Here is a 17,325-nt window from a genome sequence, read left to right as displayed (position 1 = left end):
TTTACCATGAATAGATTCATCGTTGTGTTTAGATTTATAAATCAATAAAAAAATTCACCACTTAAAAGAGGTGAATTTTAGGATTATTTCTTTGGAATTTTAATTGTTATTTGATAATAGTCATCATGTTCTTCTTCTTGACTATCAATGTTCATGCCTGTTTTAGTAACCATTTGTAAAGATTCACGGATCGTATTCATCGCAATTCTTATATCTTTGCTAATCGCTTTAAATTTACGTTTAGCCTTTGGTTTTTTCTCAGTAAGTAATGTAACTACTCGTTCTTCCGTTTGTTTAACATTCAATTGCTTTTCAATTATTTCATGAAGAAGAGTAATTTGGAGTTGAGGTAACTTTAATGGAATAAGTGCGCGTGCATGACGTTCCGTAATCGACTTATCCAATAATGCTTGTTGTATTTCCCCAGGAAGTTTCAACAATCTCAATTTATTTGCAACAGTCGATTGACCTTTACCTAGTCGCTGTGCAAGAGCTTCTTGAGTTAAGTTATGTAAATCAATTAGTTTTTGGTAAGCTACAGCTTCTTCAAATGGAGATAGTTCTTCACGTTGTAAATTTTCAATCAGAGCAACTGAGGCAGTTTCTGTATCGTTAAACGTTTTCACAATTGCAGGAATTGTATCCCAACCTAAAGATGAAACAGCTCTGAATCTTCTTTCCCCGGCAATTATTTCATAAAAGTTTGGTCTAATTTCCCTAACAACAATCGGTTGAATAATACCATGAGTTCGAATGGTTAGCGCTAGTTCTTTAATTTTTTCATCATCAAAGAATGTTCTAGGCTGATACTGATTCGGTACAATGTCCGATACTGGAATCTGGCGAATAACTTCATTACTCGAAACCGAATCTTGAACGTCATCACTATTTTCTTTTTCTGATAAGCCAAATAACCTAGATAATGTGCTTTTCAATGTGATTCCCACCCTTTTAGAATTTCGTTCACAATAGAATAAACATAACAAATGTTTCACGTGAAACATTTGTTAGTTTATCATATTAATTCTCTAATGGTTCTTTACCAGGAGTACCCGGTTTACGAGGGTACTTAGTTGGTGTTTTACGTTTCTTTTCTACTATAACAATATTTCGATCACTGTCCTCACCTGGGAGAGTAAAATGATTAATTGATTTAACTTCTCCACCAAGTGTTTTTATAGCATAATTCGCTTTATCCAACTCTTCTTGACCAGCAGCACCTTTAAGTGCAACAAAATGACCGTTTTGTTTAACAAGTGGTAAGCATAATTCAGTTAACACGGACATTCTAGCAACTGCTCTAGCAGTTACAACATCGAAAGATTCTCTCATACCAGTTCTTTTAGCAAAAGTTTCTGCACGATCATGAATAAATGATACATTCTCTAATTCTAATTCCTTCGCTAAATGGTTTAGAAATGTAATCCTTTTTTGAAGGGAGTCTACGATCGTTAATTTTATAGATGGGAAACATATTTTAATTGGAATAGAAGGGAAGCCCGCTCCTGCACCAATATCACATAAAGTGATTTCATCAGCGAAGTCGAAATAAAAAGCGGCGCTAATGGAATCATAAAAATGTTTTAAATATACTTCGTTTTCTTCTGTAATAGCAGTTAAGTTCATTTTATTGTTCCACTCAACTAGTGTGTGGAAATATATATCAAATTGTTTTAATTGAAAATCTGACAAATCGATTCCTTTATCTTTAAGAGCAGCGATAAATTGTTCTTTATTCACTAGTAATACCCCTATCTATTATTAGTTCGATATTCTTGCAATTTTTCCTTGTTCTAAATAAACAAGTAGAATTGAAATATCTGCTGGATTAACACCAGATATACGAGAAGCTTGACCTACTGATAGAGGGCGCACTTGCTCAAGCTTTTGTCTTGCCTCAGTAGCAAGGCCGTGAATAGCTTGATAATCGATATTTTCAGGGATTTTCTTTAAATCCATTTTTTTCATGCGTTCTACTTGATTTAATGATTTTTCAATATAACCTTCATACTTAATTTGTATTTCAACTTGCTCTTTAACATCTGGATGTAGATCTTTTTCAGATGGAGCAAGAAGGTGTATATGTTCATAAAGCATTTCAGGACGTCGTAAAAGATCTGCTGCACGAATACCATCTTTTAGCTCACTACCACCATTTTGTGCAATTAATTCTTGTACTTCTTTTGTCGGTCTTAATTGCGTTGCTTTTAAACGCTCTATTTCTTCTTCAATTAACATTTTCTTTTGTTCAAACTCTGCGTATCTTTCATCACTTATTAAACCAAGTCTCTGACCAATTTTTGTTAAACGTAAATCGGCATTATCGTGACGCAATAATAATCGATATTCTGCTCTAGAAGTAAGAAGACGGTATGGTTCATTTGTCCCTTTCGTTACAAGATCATCGATTAAAACACCAATATAAGCTTCAGAGCGATCTAAAATTAACTCTTCTTTACCTAGAGAACGACACGCAGCGTTAATTCCTGCGATTAAACCTTGACCAGCCGCTTCTTCATAACCCGAAGTTCCATTAATTTGACCAGCAGTATACAGATTCTTAATTTGCTTAAGTTCCAATGTTGGCCATAATTGTGTAGGGACAATCGCGTCATATTCAATTGCATATCCAGTTCTCATCATTTGAACATTTTCAAGGCCTGCAATCGAACGAAGCATTTTTTCTTGTACATCTTCAGGTAAACTAGTTGATAACCCTTGTACATAAACTTCTTGAGTATTTCTTCCTTCAGGCTCTAAGAAAATTTGATGTCTCGGTTTATCATTAAATCGGACAACTTTATCCTCAATAGAAGGACAATAGCGTGGCCCAGTTCCCTTAATCATACCAGAGTACATCGGCGAACGATGTAAGTTATCGTCGATGATTTGATGTGTAGTTTCACTCGTATAAGTTAACCAACAAGGTATTTGTTCTGTTTCAACTGGTTCTGTTTCAAAAGAAAATGCACGAGGTACATCATCACCAGGTTGAATTTCTGTTTTTGAATAATCAATACTATGACTATTTACACGAGGAGGCGTACCTGTTTTAAATCGAACAAGTTCTATTCCTAATTCCTCTAAGTGCTCAGAAAGCTTTATTGCCGGTTGTTGGTTATTAGGCCCACTTGAGTATTTTAATTCTCCTACAATAATTTCTCCACGTAAGAAAGTACCAGTTGTAATGACAACTGTCTTTGAACGATAAATTGCACCTGTTTGCGTAATTACACCCGTGCATTGTCCATCTTCTACAATTAATCTCTCTACTAAACCTTGCTTTAGTGTTAGATTTTCCGTATTTTCAATGGTTTTCTTTAATTCGTGTTGGTACGCGAATTTATCCGCTTGAGCACGCAATGCACGTACTGCAGGACCTTTACCCGTGTTTAACATTCTCATTTGAATATGTGTTTTATCAATATTTCTGCCCATTTCACCGCCAAGTGCATCGATTTCACGTACAACAATCCCCTTGGCAGGACCACCTACTGATGGATTACAAGGCATAAATGCTACCATATCGAGATTAATTGTCAGCATTAATGTTTTTGCACCCATTCGAGCAGATGACAAACCGGCTTCGCATCCAGCATGACCAGCTCCAATGACGATTACATCATAATTGCCTGCTTCAAAACTCATTTTTTCTCCTCCTAACCATTTTATTTTCCTAAACAGAATTGAGAAAATAGCTGGTTGATTAAACTTTCCTGAACTGTATCTCCAACGATTTCACCTAACAGTTCCCATGCTCTTGTTAAGTCAATTTGTACTAAATCAATCGGCATACCATTTTTCATTGCCTCAATCGCGTCATTAATTGTCTGTTCTGATTGTTTTAATAGCGCAATATGTCGAGCATTAGATAAATAAGTTAAGTCTTGTGCCTCAATTTGCCCTTCAAAATATAAATTGGCAATTGCTTTTTCTAGATCATCAATTCCTCTTTCTTCTTTTAAAGAAGTCGTAACAATTGTAGCATTACCGACTAACGCTTTTACTTCATCCATATCAAGCTTTTGTGACAAATCTGTTTTGTTAATGATCACAATTACATCTTTGCCGCTCATTTCGCCAAATAATTTACGGTCTTCTTCACTAAGTTGCTCATTATTATTTAAAACAAATAAAACTAAGTCAGCTAAGTTCAATACTTTTTTAGATCTTTCAACACCAATCGCTTCTACAACATCCTTCGTTTCACGAATACCTGCTGTATCGACAAGTCGTAATGGTACACCTCTTACATTTACGTATTCTTCAATAACATCACGAGTAGTACCTGGAATATCAGTAACGATTGCTTTACTTTCCTGGACAAGTGTATTTAACAGAGAAGACTTCCCAACATTTGGTCTACCAATAATGACAGTAGCTAATCCTTCGCGTAAAATCTTACCTTGTTTTGATGTTTCTAGCAGTTTTTGTATTTCAACTCGAACTGTTTTTGCTTTTTCTATTAAAACAGTATTGGTCATTTCTTCAACATCATCATATTCAGGGTAATCAATATTTACTTCTATATGAGCCAATATTTCAAGTAATGTCTGTCTTAAGCCGTTAACTAGTTTCGACAAACGACCTTCAACTTGATTCATAGCTATAGCCATTGCTCTGTCAGTCTTAGAACGAATTAAATCCATAACTGCTTCGGCCTGAGATAGGTCGATTCGTCCATTAAGGAATGCTCTTTTTGTAAATTCACCAGGCTCTGCTAATCTAGCCCCTTGTGATAATACCAATTCAAGTACTTTATTAACAGAAAAAATTCCACCATGACAATTTATTTCGACAACATCTTCACGAGTGAACGTTTTTGGTGCTCTCAAGACCGAGACCATCACTTCCTCAACAGTATTCCCGGAAATTGGATCAACTAAATGTCCGTAATGAATTGTGTGTGAATCTACTATATTTAAATCTTTTTCTTTAAATAATTTATTCGCTATTAGAACAGCTTCATCGCCGCTTAAACGAACAATGGCAATTGCACCTTCGCCTTTTGGTGTCGATATGGCTGTAATTGTATCGAATTCCATCAAAAAATCACCTCGGAGCATGTTAAACTAAAGTTAACATGTTACTTCTAAATCTATAGCATAGCATAAAGAAATTTATAATTGAATGTTTTTATATTATAACCGTACGAAAGTACAAGTAAACTTATATGACTTGAAGAAGAACATTAAAAAACCAATTAAGGATTAACCCTTAATTGGTTTCTTTAAATCTATAACTAATTGACGATGCGGATCTTGGCCTACAGACTTCGTAGAGATATTTGGCATATCTGTCAGTATATGATGTATAATTTTTCTTTCGAAAGAAGGCATTGGCTCTAAAGAAATAGCTTTTCTTGTTTTTAAAACTGTTTGAGCAGTCTTTTTTGCTAGAATCTCTAGTGATTCCTTACGTTTTAATCGATAGTTCTCTGCGTCAACGACAACATGAACCAATTGTTTTGAATGACGATTTACAAATGTTTGAACTAAGAATTGTAGAGCATTTAAAGTATTACCTCTTTTTCCAATAATAAGGGCAACCTTATCACCCTTTACAGTAAATAAGAAGGTTTGTTCCTTATTACCTTGCAACTCAAAATTTACAACTGCAGTTTCGTCAAGACTCTTCACAATATTAAAAAGGTAGTCATATGCTTTCTCGATTAAAGTCTTCTTTTTAACAACTAATACTTTAGCAGGTTTAGCACCAAATCCTAAAAATCCTTTTTTACCGTCTTCGATTACTGTAATTTCTACTTCTTCTTCTGTTGAACTAAGTTGCTGAAGTGCTATTTGAACTGCTTGTTCGATTGTTTGACCAGTAGCAGTTACTTCTCTCACTTACTAGCCCCTCCTACACTGTTATTTTTTTCGGTAGTATTACCTCTATTAACAAATAATGTTTGCATAATCATGAATGTATTACCAACTACCCAATATAAAGCTAAAGCAGATGGAAGTCTAACAGCAAATATTAAAATCATGATTGGCATAACATAAAGCATGATTTTCATTTGTTGAGCAGCAGGTCCTGTCATTGTACCAGTACTCATTGATACTTTTTGTTGAATGAAAGTTGTAATACCTGCGATGATTGGTAAAGCATAAATTGGATCTGGGTGTCCTAATTGGAACCATAAAAAGTCATGTGCCTTAATTTCCATTGTTCTCATAATTGCATGATAGAACGCAATTAAGATTGGCATTTGAATAAAAATTGGTAAACAACCAGATAAAGGATTTACTCCATGTTGTTGGTACAACTTCATTGTTTCTTCATTTAATTTTTGGACAGTTTTTTGATCCTTAGAAGAATATTTTTCTTTAAGCTTGGCCATTTCAGGCTGGATTGATTGCATCGCTTTTGTGCTTTTAATTTGTTTGATCATTAATGGTAGTAATGCTAAACGAATTAAAAGTGTTACGACGATAATCGACATACCATAGCTTCCACCAAAAATTTTAGATACAGCTGTGATTAACCATGATAGTGGATAAACGAAATACTCATTCCAAATCCCTGTACTTTCAGATGTAATCGGTTGGTTTGTTTGCGAACATCCAGCTAACACGACTACTAACAAAAGAACTGTAACAAGCAATTGGTACTTCTTAGTCTTCAAACTAGTTCCTCCTTTAAGAAGTTACATTTAAATATGTAATTACTTAATTTGATTTTTATCTTATTTTATGTTTTGAATCACGTATTTTAAGCGCTTCTGCCCTTTTCAACACATGAATTAAACTTTTTTTAAATTCATTAAAAGGTAGATCAGTACAGGGCTTTCTCGCGATTACAACATAATCCATATTCACACGAAGATCATCACTTAATTCAGTAAGAGCTTGTCTTATATACCGCTTAATATGATTTCTCTCTACAGCATTACCTAATTTTTTACTAACTGATAATCCTATACGAAATTGTTTTTGATCTTCTTTTTTTAATGTGTAGATTACAAATTGTCGATTTGCAGTTGACGATCCCTCTTGAAAAACGCGACTAAAATCTGCATTCTTTTTTATTCTGTTTTTCTTGTTCATGTTCCACTGACACCTCAAATGATTCCTTCAATAATCATAACAATTTTTTTATAAAAAATGAGGCCTTTTTTACTTACAAATTGTGACATAAAAGCAAAAAAAGGCCTTCTTATTAGTGAAAAAGACCACTGTTGACAGTGGCCTACGCAGATAATACTTTTCTTCCTTTACGACGACGAGCAGCTAGAACTTTACGTCCATTTGCAGTGCTCATACGGCTACGGAAACCATGTACTTTGCTGCGTTTACGTTTGTTTGGTTGAAATGTTCTTTTCATTATATGACACCTCCCTGAGGAATTACTGTTATAGACAGTCCTATAAATTATAAAGAATAACTACTATTAATGTCAATGTAAGATATCAAATCACGTTGAATAATTATTTCCAATTTATGAAGAATGGTTGATCCAGTGAGTTTTTGTATAAAAAAAATTAAGTCACATTTATTTAATATAAGAAATGAAACTTACTTTTATCATTTCCTTCCAATAAATTTTCAAACGAGTATTTCGAGTAAAAATATGGTGTCGAAAGATTTTTTTAACTGGGCTTTTAAGTGAATAAAAAAATCATGCAGAAAACACTACTTCCCCTTTTTTTGATATTGTTAAATGCTCTGTGGATAATATTTTCCTACACATTTTTTACCCACAACAGTTATTGACATTTTTTGCACAAGTTCTTTTTCTGTGGACAATTTTTTTAAACAAGTGGATTAGCATGTGGATAACATTAACTACTCATTGAAATAGCTAAAGATTTTTGATATTATTAATTTGTTTTCCACTTTGGATAAGTTGTTCTTTATTTTTATTTGTCCACAGATGTTAATAACTTGTGGACAGGTTTTACACTTGTACTATTTTTAAGTTATCCACATGGGTGAATACTGTCAAATAAAGTGGATTTTTGCAGTTTTATAAAATAAAGACTATTCAATGATATGAATAAAAATAAATATGTAGATTATATGCTTGCACAAAAGTTAAACAAGCTTTGTAAGGAGGGATTACTGTTTGGAGAATATAGGGGATCTGTGGTCCAGGGTTCTAGCAGAAATAGAAAAAAAAATAAGTAAACCAAGCTTTGAAACATGGCTAAAATCAACAAAGGCGTTTTCTTTAAAGAATGATACTTTAACTATTATTGCCCCAAATGAATTTGCCCGTGATTGGCTTGAGTCAAAGTACTCATCTTTGATAATGGATACAGTATTAGAAATAACTGGAGCGGAATTAGAGATCAAATTTATCCTTCCTCAAAATCATGTAGAAGAAATAGAGATGAATATACCGGCAGTTAAGGCAAAAGTTAAATTTGAGGAACCAGTAGAGTTCGGACAAAGTATGTTAAACCCTAAATATACTTTTGATACATTTGTAATTGGTTCAGGTAATCGCTTTGCACACGCAGCATCATTAGCGGTTGCTGAAGCGCCAGCAAAGGCCTATAACCCGTTATTTATTTACGGGGGAGTAGGATTAGGAAAAACACACTTAATGCACGCAATTGGACATTATGTACTCGAACATAATCCGAATGCAAAAGTTGTGTATTTATCATCAGAAAAGTTTACAAATGAATTTATTAACTCTATTCGTGATAATAAGGCAATTGAATTTAGAAATAAGTACCGTAATGTAGACGTACTACTTATAGATGATATTCAGTTCTTAGCTGGAAAAGAACAAACCCAAGAAGAATTTTTCCATACTTTTAATACGCTTCATGAAGAAAGTAAACAAATTGTCATCTCAAGTGACCGACCACCTAAAGAAATTCCTACATTAGAAGATCGACTTCGCTCGCGATTTGAATGGGGCCTTATTACGGATATCACACCACCAGATTTAGAAACTAGGATTGCCATTTTACGTAAAAAGGCAAAGGCTGAGGGGTTAGATATTCCAAATGAGGTAATGTTATATATTGCAAATCAAATTGATACAAATATCCGTGAATTAGAAGGAGCACTTATTCGTGTAGTCGCTTATTCATCGTTAATTAACAAGGATATAAATGCTAGTGTGGCCGCTGAAGCATTAAAGAACTTAATTACAGCAACCAAGCCTAAAACAGTATCAATACATGATATTCAACGAACAGTTGGAGAATTTTTTAACATTAAATTAGAGGATTTTAAAGCAAAGAAACGTACAAAATCCGTAGCCTTCCCAAGACAAATTGCAATGTATCTTTCAAGAGAGCTTACAGACCATTCTTTACCTAAAATAGGAGAAGAGTTTGGAGGCCGAGATCATACAACTGTTATTCATGCGCATGAAAAAATTTCAAAATTAATTGAAACTGACTCACAGCTGCAATCTCAAGTTAAAGAAATCAATGAAAAACTAAATCAGTAGAGTTATTTACCTGTGCATAACTTTCTATCTTTTTTACACAGTCTATCCACATGTTGATAGACTTATTTTTCTTTAATAAAATGTAGTTATCCACAAATCCACAGGCCCTACTACTATTACTATATTATTTTATTAATTATATAAGGAGTACAAACAATGAAATTTACTGTACAAAAAGATCATCTTGTTAAAGCTGTACAAGAGGTTATGAGAGCTGTTTCATCAAGAACAACTATTCCAATCCTAACTGGGATTAAACTAGTCGTTACAAATGAAGGACTAACTTTCACAGGTAGTGATTCAGATATATCTATAGAATCCTACTTACCAACAGTATTGGATGATCAACAACTAGTTGATGTAAAACGAACTGGAAGCATTGTATTAAATGCTCGATATTTTAGTGATATTGTAAAAAAATTACCTTCAGATTTCGTCGAATTAGAATCTGACCATAATTATGTAACAACAATAAGAGCGGGAAAAACAGAATTTAACCTAAATGGTTTTGACTCTGAGGAATATCCACTACTTCCTCAAATTGAAGAACATGAAACAATTTCAATCTCTGCTGATTTGTTAAAATTCATGATTCGTCAAACAGTGTTTGCAGTATCAACTTCAGAAACTAGACCAATTTTAACCGGTGTAAACTGGAAGATTGAAAATGGTGATCTAACTTGTATTGCTACAGATAGCCACCGATTAGCTTTAAGGCAAGCTAAAATTGACGGAAGTTCTGCAACTAGTGAATTTAAAGCTAGTGTAGTTATTCCTGGGAAAAGTCTAAATGAGTTAAGTAAAATTCTAGATGATAATGATGAAAAAGTAGAAATCGTCTTAACAGAGCACCAAGCATTATTTAAAACAAAACATCTATTGTTCTTTACACGATTATTAGAAGGTAATTATCCAGATACATCAAAATTAATTCCAAGTGAAAGTAAAACTGAACTTACTGTCATGACGAAAGAATTCTTACAAGCAATTGATCGTGCTTCTTTATTAGCAAGAGAAGGTAGAAATAATGTTGTTCACTTAGAAACAGTAGGTAACTCAGTGGTCAATGTTTCTTCTTATTCTCCTGAGATTGGAAAAGTAGTAGACGAAATCGTTTGTGAAGATATTAAAGGGGAAGAGTTAAAAATCTCTTTTAGTGCGAAATATGTTATGGATGCATTAAAAGCAATCGAAAGCCCAGAAATTTATATTCAATTCACAGGGGCTATGAGACCATTTTTAATTCGTACCGTAAATGATTCAAGAACATTGCAATTAATTTTACCAGTTCGCACATACTAGTTAGTAATTTCTATCGAAAGGGGCTGACCTAATAGAATGTACTAGCAATCTCCAATGAGAAGAATAATAAAGAATTTATTCTTCAAGTTTGTTTGTTGGAGAGTGCACAGTATATTTAGGTCAGTCTTTTTTGTACTTAAAAGACAAAATAAGGGTTAAGTGTTTTTTTTCTAACAGAAGTTTAGTACAATTAAGGAATGGAAAAATGAGGGTGATTAAAAATGAAAACAGAAAAAGTTAAAATAAATACAGAATATATTACATTAGGTCAATTTTTAAAACTTGCGGGTGTAATTGACACAGGTGGAATGGCTAAATGGTTTCTATCGGAGCATGAAATCTTTGTTAACAATGAACCTGAGAATAGAAGAGGAAAAAAATTAGTTTTAAATGATACAATAACGATAACTGGAAAAGGTTCATATATTATAACTTCTTAAGTTTTGGGGGAATCCCATTGTATATTAAAGATTTACAGCTAAAACAATACCGTAATTACGAAAAACTTGAATTAAACTTCCAAAATAATGTTAATGTCATTATTGGTGAGAATGCTCAAGGAAAAACAAATTTAATGGAATCCATTTATGTGCTAGCTTTAACAAAGTCCCATCGAACAAGCAACGATAAAGAAATGATACGTTGGGATGAAGAATATGGTACAATAAAGGGTACGTTACAGAAAAAAAATCAACAAGTAACACTACAGCTAATCCTCTCAAAGAAAGGTAAGAAAGCAAAGCTAAATCATCTTGAACAGATGAAGTTAAGTCAATATATAGGCGTGATGAATGTCGTTATGTTTGCACCGGAAGATTTACATTTGGTAAAAGGTAGTCCGCAAGTGCGCCGTAAATTCCTAGATATGGAACTAGGACAAGTTTCGCCTGTTTACCTACATGAATTAAGTCAGTACCAAAGAATCCTCCAACAGCGAAATTCACTACTAAAAACATTACAATCTAGCCGAGAGCGGAACTATTTAATGCTTGAAGTCCTAACATCTCAGCTTGTAAAACATGCCGTAAAAATAATAGAAAAACGAATTTCGTTCATCAAATTACTACAAGATTGGGCATCGCCTATTCATAGTCAAATTTCTAGAGAGACCGAAAAACTAGAAATTATATATAAACCAAGCATTAATGTATCAGATTTAACAGATTTGACGAAAATGGAAGATGAGTACATAAAACAATTCGAAGCTGAAAAAGAGCGTGAAGTATCAAGAGGTACTACATTGCTCGGTCCGCATAGAGATGATTTAGTCTTTATGGTAAATGATAAAAACGTCCAAACTTTTGGATCACAAGGACAGCAGCGGACAACAGCCCTTTCATTAAAACTAGCAGAAATTGAACTGATTAAAGAAGAAGTTGGAGAATATCCTATACTTTTACTAGATGATGTTCTTTCGGAACTAGATGACTATCGTCAAACGCATTTATTAAATGCAATTCAAAATAAAGTACAAACTTTTGTCACAACAACAAGTGTCGACGGAATTCAGCACGAAACGATAAAACAAGCTAATATTATTAATGTTTCACATGGAACAATTATAAGTACTTCTCGATAATAATTTATGAAATTTCTACTACGCCGCCTAATAAGCATAGCTGAAATTTACTAATTCTTTTATGTAAAATAAAAAAAGTAGGTGAGTGTTCATGACAATGGATCAAAAGATGCAAGAACATAATTATGATGAAAATCAGATACAGGTTCTCGAAGGTTTAGAAGCCGTGCGTAAAAGACCGGGTATGTATATCGGTTCTACGAGCGGAAAAGGATTACATCATTTAGTATGGGAAATCGTTGATAATAGTATAGACGAGGCATTGGCTGGATACTGTGATGAGATTAATGTAACAATTGAAGAAGATAATAGTATTACAGTTAAAGACAATGGCCGGGGTATTCCTGTAGGTATCCATGAAAAAATGGGTAGACCTGCACTAGAAGTAATTATGACAGTGCTTCATGCAGGTGGAAAATTTGGCGGTGGCGGATACAAAGTATCTGGTGGATTACACGGGGTAGGTGCTTCAGTAGTAAATGCGTTGTCTACTTTGTTAGAAGTTCACGTACATCGTGAAGGTAATATTTATTACCAACAATTCTCAAAAGGTATACCTGTTGCAGATATGAGTATCGTTGGTGAAACTGATGTTACGGGTACAATTACTCATTTTAAGCCTGATGCAGAAATTTTCACTGAAACGACAGTTTATGAATTTGATATCCTAGCAAATCGTTTAAGAGAATTAGCGTTTCTTAATAGAGGAATTCGCTTAACAATCGAAGACCGTAGAGAAAACAAACAAAAGAAAGAATTCCATTACGAAGGTGGAATTAAATCTTACGTTGAACATTTAAATCGTTCAAAAGAAGTAATTCACGACGAACCAATTTTTGTAGTTGGTGAAAAAGACGGAATTAGTGTAGAAATTGCACTTCAATATAACGAAAGCTACACAAGTAATATATACTCATTTACGAATAACATTAATACACACGAAGGTGGTACGCACGAGGTTGGTTTTAAAACAGCTTTAACTCGTGTTATTAATGATTATGGTCGTAAAAATGGTTTGATTAAGGAACAGGATAGCAACTTATCTGGTGAGGATGTACGTGAAGGATTAACAGCGATCGTTTCAGTTAAACACCCAGATCCACAGTTTGAGGGACAAACAAAAACTAAGTTAGGTAATAGTGAAGTTCGCACGATTACAGAGCAAATTTTTGGTGAAAACCTTGAAAAGTTTTTATTAGAGAATCCAACAGAGGCTAAAAAAATAGTTGAAAAAGGTTTAATGGCAGCTAGGGCCCGCGTTGCTGCTAAAAAGGCACGTGAATTGACAAGAAGAAAAAGTGCTTTAGAAGTATCAAGTTTACCTGGGAAATTAGCTGATTGCTCTTCAAAAGATTCTTCTATTAGCGAAATTTATATCGTTGAGGGTGATTCAGCGGGCGGAAGTGCTAAACAAGGACGAGACCGTCACTTCCAAGCAATTCTTCCTTTGCGTGGAAAAATTATTAACGTAGAAAAGGCTCGACTTGATAAAATTTTATCTAATAACGAGGTTCGTTCAATGATTACTGCTTTTGGTACTGGAATCGGTGATGATTTCGATATCGAAAAAGCACGATATCATAAAATTATACTGATGACGGATGCCGATGTAGATGGCGCCCACATCCGTACTTTATTGTTAACGTTCTTATATCGTTATATGCGTCAAATCATTGAAAGTGGTTATATTTATATTGCTCAACCACCTTTATATAAGATCCAACAAGGGAAAAAAATACAATATGCTTATAACGATCGACAAATGGAAGAAATCATGTCGACTTTAAATGCAGTACCAAAACCTGTTATTCAACGATATAAAGGTCTAGGTGAAATGAACCCTGAACAGTTATGGGAAACGACAATGAATCCAGAAACTAGAACGTTACTACAAGTTAATCTTCAAGACGCGATTGAAGCAGATGAAACGTTTGAAACATTAATGGGTGAAAAAGTAGAGCCAAGACGTAACTTTATTCAAGATAACGCTAAGTATGTTAAGAATTTAGATATTTAACAAGTATTTGTAAGGAGCTATATGCTCCTTTTCTCAGGTAGATATGGAAACTAAAGGGAGGTGCCGATGTTGAGTGAAAATCAACAAATTAAAGAAATAAATATTAGTCATGAAATGCGTAATTCCTTCCTAGATTATGCAATGAGTGTAATTGTTTCTCGAGCATTACCAGATGTACGAGACGGCCTTAAGCCTGTTCATAGAAGAATTTTATATGCAATGAATGATTTAGGTATGACTGCTGAAAAAGCTTATAAAAAATCAGCGCGTATCGTTGGTGAAGTAATTGGTAAGTATCACCCGCATGGTGACTCTGCTGTATATGAAACAATGGTACGTATGGCTCAGGACTTTAACTTCAGATATATGCTAGTAGATGGCCATGGGAATTTTGGATCGGTTGATGGAGACGCTGCAGCGGCGATGCGTTATACAGAGGCTAGAATGTCTAAAATTTCGATGGAATTGATTCGTGATATTAATAAAAATACGATTGACTATCAAGATAACTACGATGGTTCTGAAAGAGAGCCAATCGTTCTTCCTGCACGATTCCCAAACTTGTTAGTAAACGGAGCAACGGGTATAGCGGTTGGTATGGCCACAAATATTCCTCCGCACCAATTAGGGGAAGTAATTGATGGTGTTCTCGCATTAAGTAAAGACCCAGAAATCACTACACAAGAATTGATGGAATATATTCAAGGTCCAGATTTTCCTACATCAGGTATGATTCTGGGGAAAAGTGGTATCCGCAAGGCCTATGAAACTGGCAAAGGCTCTATCATTATTAGGGCAAAAGTTGAAATTGAAGAAAAACCAAACGGTAGACAAACAATTATCGTTTCGGAATTACCATATCAAGTAAATAAAGCTAAACTTGTTGAACGAATTGCTGAACTAGTTCGTGATAAGAAAATAGAAGGTATTACTGATTTGCGCGATGAATCTGACCGAACTGGTATGCGTATTGTCATTGAAGTTAGAAGAGACGCAAACGCAAATGTACTTTTAAATAATTTGTATAAACAAACTGCTCTTCAAACTAGTTTTGGTATTAATTTATTGGCACTTGTAAACGGTGAACCAAAAGTCTTGTCTCTAAAGAGCTGTTTAAAACACTATTTAGACCATCAAATCGTTGTTATTAAACGTAGAACACAGTTTGAATTAGAAAAAGCAGAAGCACGTGCACATATTTTAGAAGGTTTGAAGATTGCTTTAGACCATTTAGATGAAGTAATTAGCTTAATTAGAGCTTCTCAAACAGGAGAAATCGCTAAAAATGGGTTAATGGAAAGATTTAACTTATCCGAAAAGCAAGCTCAAGCAATTTTAGATATGAGATTACAACGTTTAACTGGATTAGAGCGCGAAAAAATCGAAGAAGAATATCAAGAGCTAATCAAGCTAATTGCAGAATTAAGAGCAATTCTTGCAGATGAGGAAAGAGTTCTTGAAATTATTCGTGAAGAATTAACGCAGCTTAAAGAGCAGTATAATGATGAAAGAAGAACAGCAATTGTTCCTGGTGGAGTTGAAATCATTGAAGATGAAGACTTAATACCAGTAGAGAATATCATTGTAAGTTTAACTCATAATGGTTATATCAAACGTCTTCCGGTATCCACATATCGATCTCAACGTAGAGGTGGACGTGGTATTCAAGGAATGGGTACGAATGATGATGATTTCTTAGAACACTTACTAACACCTTCAACACATGATACAATTTTATTCTTTACGAATAAGGGAAAAGTATACCGTTCAAAAGGTTACGAGATTCCAGAGTTTAGTCGTACAGCTAAAGGATTACCAATCGTAAACTTACTAGAAATTGACCGGGATGAAAATATTAACGCTATTATTCCAGTAAGTGAATTCTTAGAGAATTGGTACCTATTCTTTACAACAAAGCAAGGAATAGCAAAACGTGTACCTCTATCTGCCTTTGCAAATATTCGCACTAACGGATTAATCGCGATTAACTTAAAAGAAGATGACGATGTAATATCGGTACGTTTAACTGACGGAACAAAAGATATTGTTGTCGGTACTTCAAAAGGTATGATGATTCGTTTTAATGAAGAAGATGTTAGATCAATGGGAAGAACGGCAACTGGTGTTAAAGCAATTACACTTTCCGATGATGATTATGTAGTTGGAATGGAAGTTGTTGAAGAACACTTAGATATTCTTGTTGTTACGGAATTAGGTTATGGTAAACGAACTGCGCAAGAAGAATATCGAATTCAAAGTCGCGGTGGTAAAGGGTTAAAAACACTTAATGTTACAGAGAAAAATGGTAAAATGATTTCATTAAAGTGTGTAAGCGATGAACAGGATTTAATGTTAATTACCGAGTCTGGTGTAATGATCCGAATGCCAATTGAACAAATTTCCCGTTTAGGTCGAGTTACTCAGGGAGTTAAATTAATAAAACTTGATCAAGAAGGTCATGTTGCAACTGTAGCAATTGCTGCGAAAGAAGAAGAGGAAATTGATGAAGAAGTTGAAAACGAGGTTGAATTAACAAATCTTGAAAACGAAGATGATGTTGAAACAACAGAAGAATAATTAAGAAGTGACCGGTAAAGAGAGAACTAATAGGTTCTCTCTTTTTTTTGGTCATAAACCAGTTTCGTAATAAGAATCAATGAGAGGAGAAATTTATATACTTCTAAAAGTTAGCGTGGGTTTATGAAGCTTAATTCCGAGTAAATTAGGAGTAACCAAATTGCCTAATACTTTCACATATAGTATAGGAAGTGTATTTACCGATATACCTTTTGCAGTCTCATTGTTTCTATTTGGTTAGTATATTTTCTTTTATTTTTCCTACTTTCGGAAAGTGTATGATAGGCTTTAGGCTTAAAGGAATACTAATGAAGCGTAATGTTTTATTTTTTTATAAATTATATTATAAAAACTATTGACCAAGGGTGTAGGATTTGTTATTATATAGAAGTCGCCAAGAGATACGGACGACAAAATGAACTTTGAAAACTAA

At 34.0% G+C, this 17,325-nt stretch carries 14 protein-coding genes; 6 read left to right on the top strand and 8 right to left on the bottom strand.

Annotation, left to right across the window (positions count from 1 at the left end):
- Window positions 1-83 precede the first annotated feature (83 nt).
- From noc to rpmH, 8 genes are all read right to left on the bottom strand, one after another.
- Window positions 84-935 (bottom strand): nucleoid occlusion protein, encoded by an 852-nt coding sequence (gene noc / locus CN925_RS02415; protein ID WP_098844426.1) that lies wholly within the window; start codon window positions 933-935, stop codon window positions 84-86.
- An 85-nt stretch (window positions 936-1,020) separates the two neighbouring features.
- On the bottom strand, window positions 1,021-1,740 hold the full coding sequence (gene rsmG, locus CN925_RS02410) for a 16S rRNA (guanine(527)-N(7))-methyltransferase RsmG (protein WP_098844424.1): 720 nt from the start codon (window positions 1,738-1,740) through the stop codon (window positions 1,021-1,023).
- Window positions 1,741-1,761: 21 nt separating this feature from the next.
- The gene (mnmG, locus tag CN925_RS02405) at window positions 1,762-3,648 is read right to left on the bottom strand and encodes a tRNA uridine-5-carboxymethylaminomethyl(34) synthesis enzyme MnmG (protein WP_098844421.1); all 1,887 of its coding nucleotides are present in this window, start codon (window positions 3,646-3,648) and stop codon (window positions 1,762-1,764) included.
- Between the two features lie 20 nt (window positions 3,649-3,668).
- A complete protein-coding gene (gene mnmE, locus CN925_RS02400) occupies window positions 3,669-5,045 on the bottom strand; it encodes a tRNA uridine-5-carboxymethylaminomethyl(34) synthesis GTPase MnmE (RefSeq protein WP_098844417.1) in 1,377 nt (458 codons plus the stop codon).
- Window positions 5,046-5,210: 165 nt separating this feature from the next.
- Window positions 5,211-5,849: an RNA-binding cell elongation regulator Jag/EloR gene (gene jag / locus CN925_RS02395; protein ID WP_098844415.1), complete on the bottom strand. Its 639-nt coding sequence runs from the start codon at window positions 5,847-5,849 to the stop codon at window positions 5,211-5,213.
- Window positions 5,846-6,631 carry a YidC family membrane integrase SpoIIIJ gene (gene spoIIIJ, locus CN925_RS02390; protein WP_098844412.1) on the bottom strand — a complete coding sequence of 262 codons (786 nt, stop codon included), beginning with the start codon at window positions 6,629-6,631 and terminating at the stop codon, window positions 5,846-5,848. The genes jag and spoIIIJ overlap by 4 nt, the downstream gene beginning before the upstream one ends.
- Before the next feature lie 55 nt (window positions 6,632-6,686).
- Entirely contained in the window at window positions 6,687-7,052 is a 366-nt protein-coding gene (gene rnpA, locus CN925_RS02385; protein WP_098844410.1) for a ribonuclease P protein component, read from the bottom strand.
- A gap of 142 nt (window positions 7,053-7,194) precedes the next feature.
- A complete protein-coding gene (gene rpmH / locus CN925_RS02380) occupies window positions 7,195-7,329 on the bottom strand; it encodes a 50S ribosomal protein L34 (RefSeq protein ID WP_056467137.1) in 135 nt (44 codons plus the stop codon).
- A 741-nt stretch (window positions 7,330-8,070) separates the two neighbouring features.
- Between rpmH and dnaA the strand changes: the two genes are divergently transcribed.
- From dnaA to gyrA, 6 genes are all read left to right on the top strand, one after another.
- Window positions 8,071-9,417, top strand: coding sequence for a chromosomal replication initiator protein DnaA (gene dnaA, locus CN925_RS02375; RefSeq protein ID WP_098844406.1), 1,347 nt, complete (start codon window positions 8,071-8,073; stop codon window positions 9,415-9,417).
- Between the two features lie 156 nt (window positions 9,418-9,573).
- A complete protein-coding gene (gene dnaN, locus CN925_RS02370) occupies window positions 9,574-10,719 on the top strand; it encodes a DNA polymerase III subunit beta (RefSeq protein ID WP_098844404.1) in 1,146 nt (381 codons plus the stop codon).
- A 221-nt stretch (window positions 10,720-10,940) separates the two neighbouring features.
- Window positions 10,941-11,159, top strand: a complete 219-nt coding sequence (yaaA, locus tag CN925_RS02365) for a S4 domain-containing protein YaaA (protein WP_098844401.1) — start codon at window positions 10,941-10,943, stop codon at window positions 11,157-11,159.
- A 17-nt stretch (window positions 11,160-11,176) separates the two neighbouring features.
- Window positions 11,177-12,298: a DNA replication/repair protein RecF gene (gene recF, locus CN925_RS02360; protein ID WP_098844398.1), complete on the top strand. Its 1,122-nt coding sequence runs from the start codon at window positions 11,177-11,179 to the stop codon at window positions 12,296-12,298.
- Window positions 12,299-12,395: 97 nt separating this feature from the next.
- Window positions 12,396-14,315 (top strand): DNA topoisomerase (ATP-hydrolyzing) subunit B, encoded by a 1,920-nt coding sequence (gene gyrB, locus CN925_RS02355; protein WP_098844586.1) that lies wholly within the window; start codon window positions 12,396-12,398, stop codon window positions 14,313-14,315.
- A gap of 66 nt (window positions 14,316-14,381) precedes the next feature.
- Window positions 14,382-16,892, top strand: a complete 2,511-nt coding sequence (gene gyrA, locus CN925_RS02350) for a DNA gyrase subunit A (protein ID WP_098844395.1) — start codon at window positions 14,382-14,384, stop codon at window positions 16,890-16,892.
- Window positions 16,893-17,325: the final 433 nt, after the last annotated feature.

The sequence above is a fragment of the Bacillus sp. AFS055030 genome, assembly GCF_002574545.1.
In the GTDB taxonomy this organism is placed as follows: domain Bacteria; phylum Bacillota; class Bacilli; order Bacillales; family Bacillaceae_G; genus Gottfriedia.
The sequence above is the reverse complement of the archived record's forward strand: the minus strand, read 5'-3'. Positions and strand labels throughout refer to the sequence as shown.

What these genes read in the sequence shown, in the direction of transcription:
- gyrB (WP_098844586.1), top strand. Translation starts at nt 12,396, where the DNA reads ATGGATCAAAAGATGCAAGAACATAATTATGATGAAAATCAGATACAG.
- rpmH (WP_056467137.1), bottom strand. Translation starts at nt 7,329, where the DNA reads ATGAAAAGAACATTTCAACCAAACAAACGTAAACGCAGCAAAGTACAT.
- dnaN (WP_098844404.1), top strand. Translation starts at nt 9,574, where the DNA reads ATGAAATTTACTGTACAAAAAGATCATCTTGTTAAAGCTGTACAAGAG.
- gyrA (WP_098844395.1), top strand. Translation starts at nt 14,382, where the DNA reads ATGTTGAGTGAAAATCAACAAATTAAAGAAATAAATATTAGTCATGAA.
- rnpA (WP_098844410.1), bottom strand. Translation starts at nt 7,052, where the DNA reads ATGAACAAGAAAAACAGAATAAAAAAGAATGCAGATTTTAGTCGCGTT.
- yaaA (WP_098844401.1), top strand. Translation starts at nt 10,941, where the DNA reads ATGAAAACAGAAAAAGTTAAAATAAATACAGAATATATTACATTAGGT.
- mnmE (WP_098844417.1), bottom strand. Translation starts at nt 5,045, where the DNA reads ATGGAATTCGATACAATTACAGCCATATCGACACCAAAAGGCGAAGGT.
- mnmG (WP_098844421.1), bottom strand. Translation starts at nt 3,648, where the DNA reads ATGAGTTTTGAAGCAGGCAATTATGATGTAATCGTCATTGGAGCTGGT.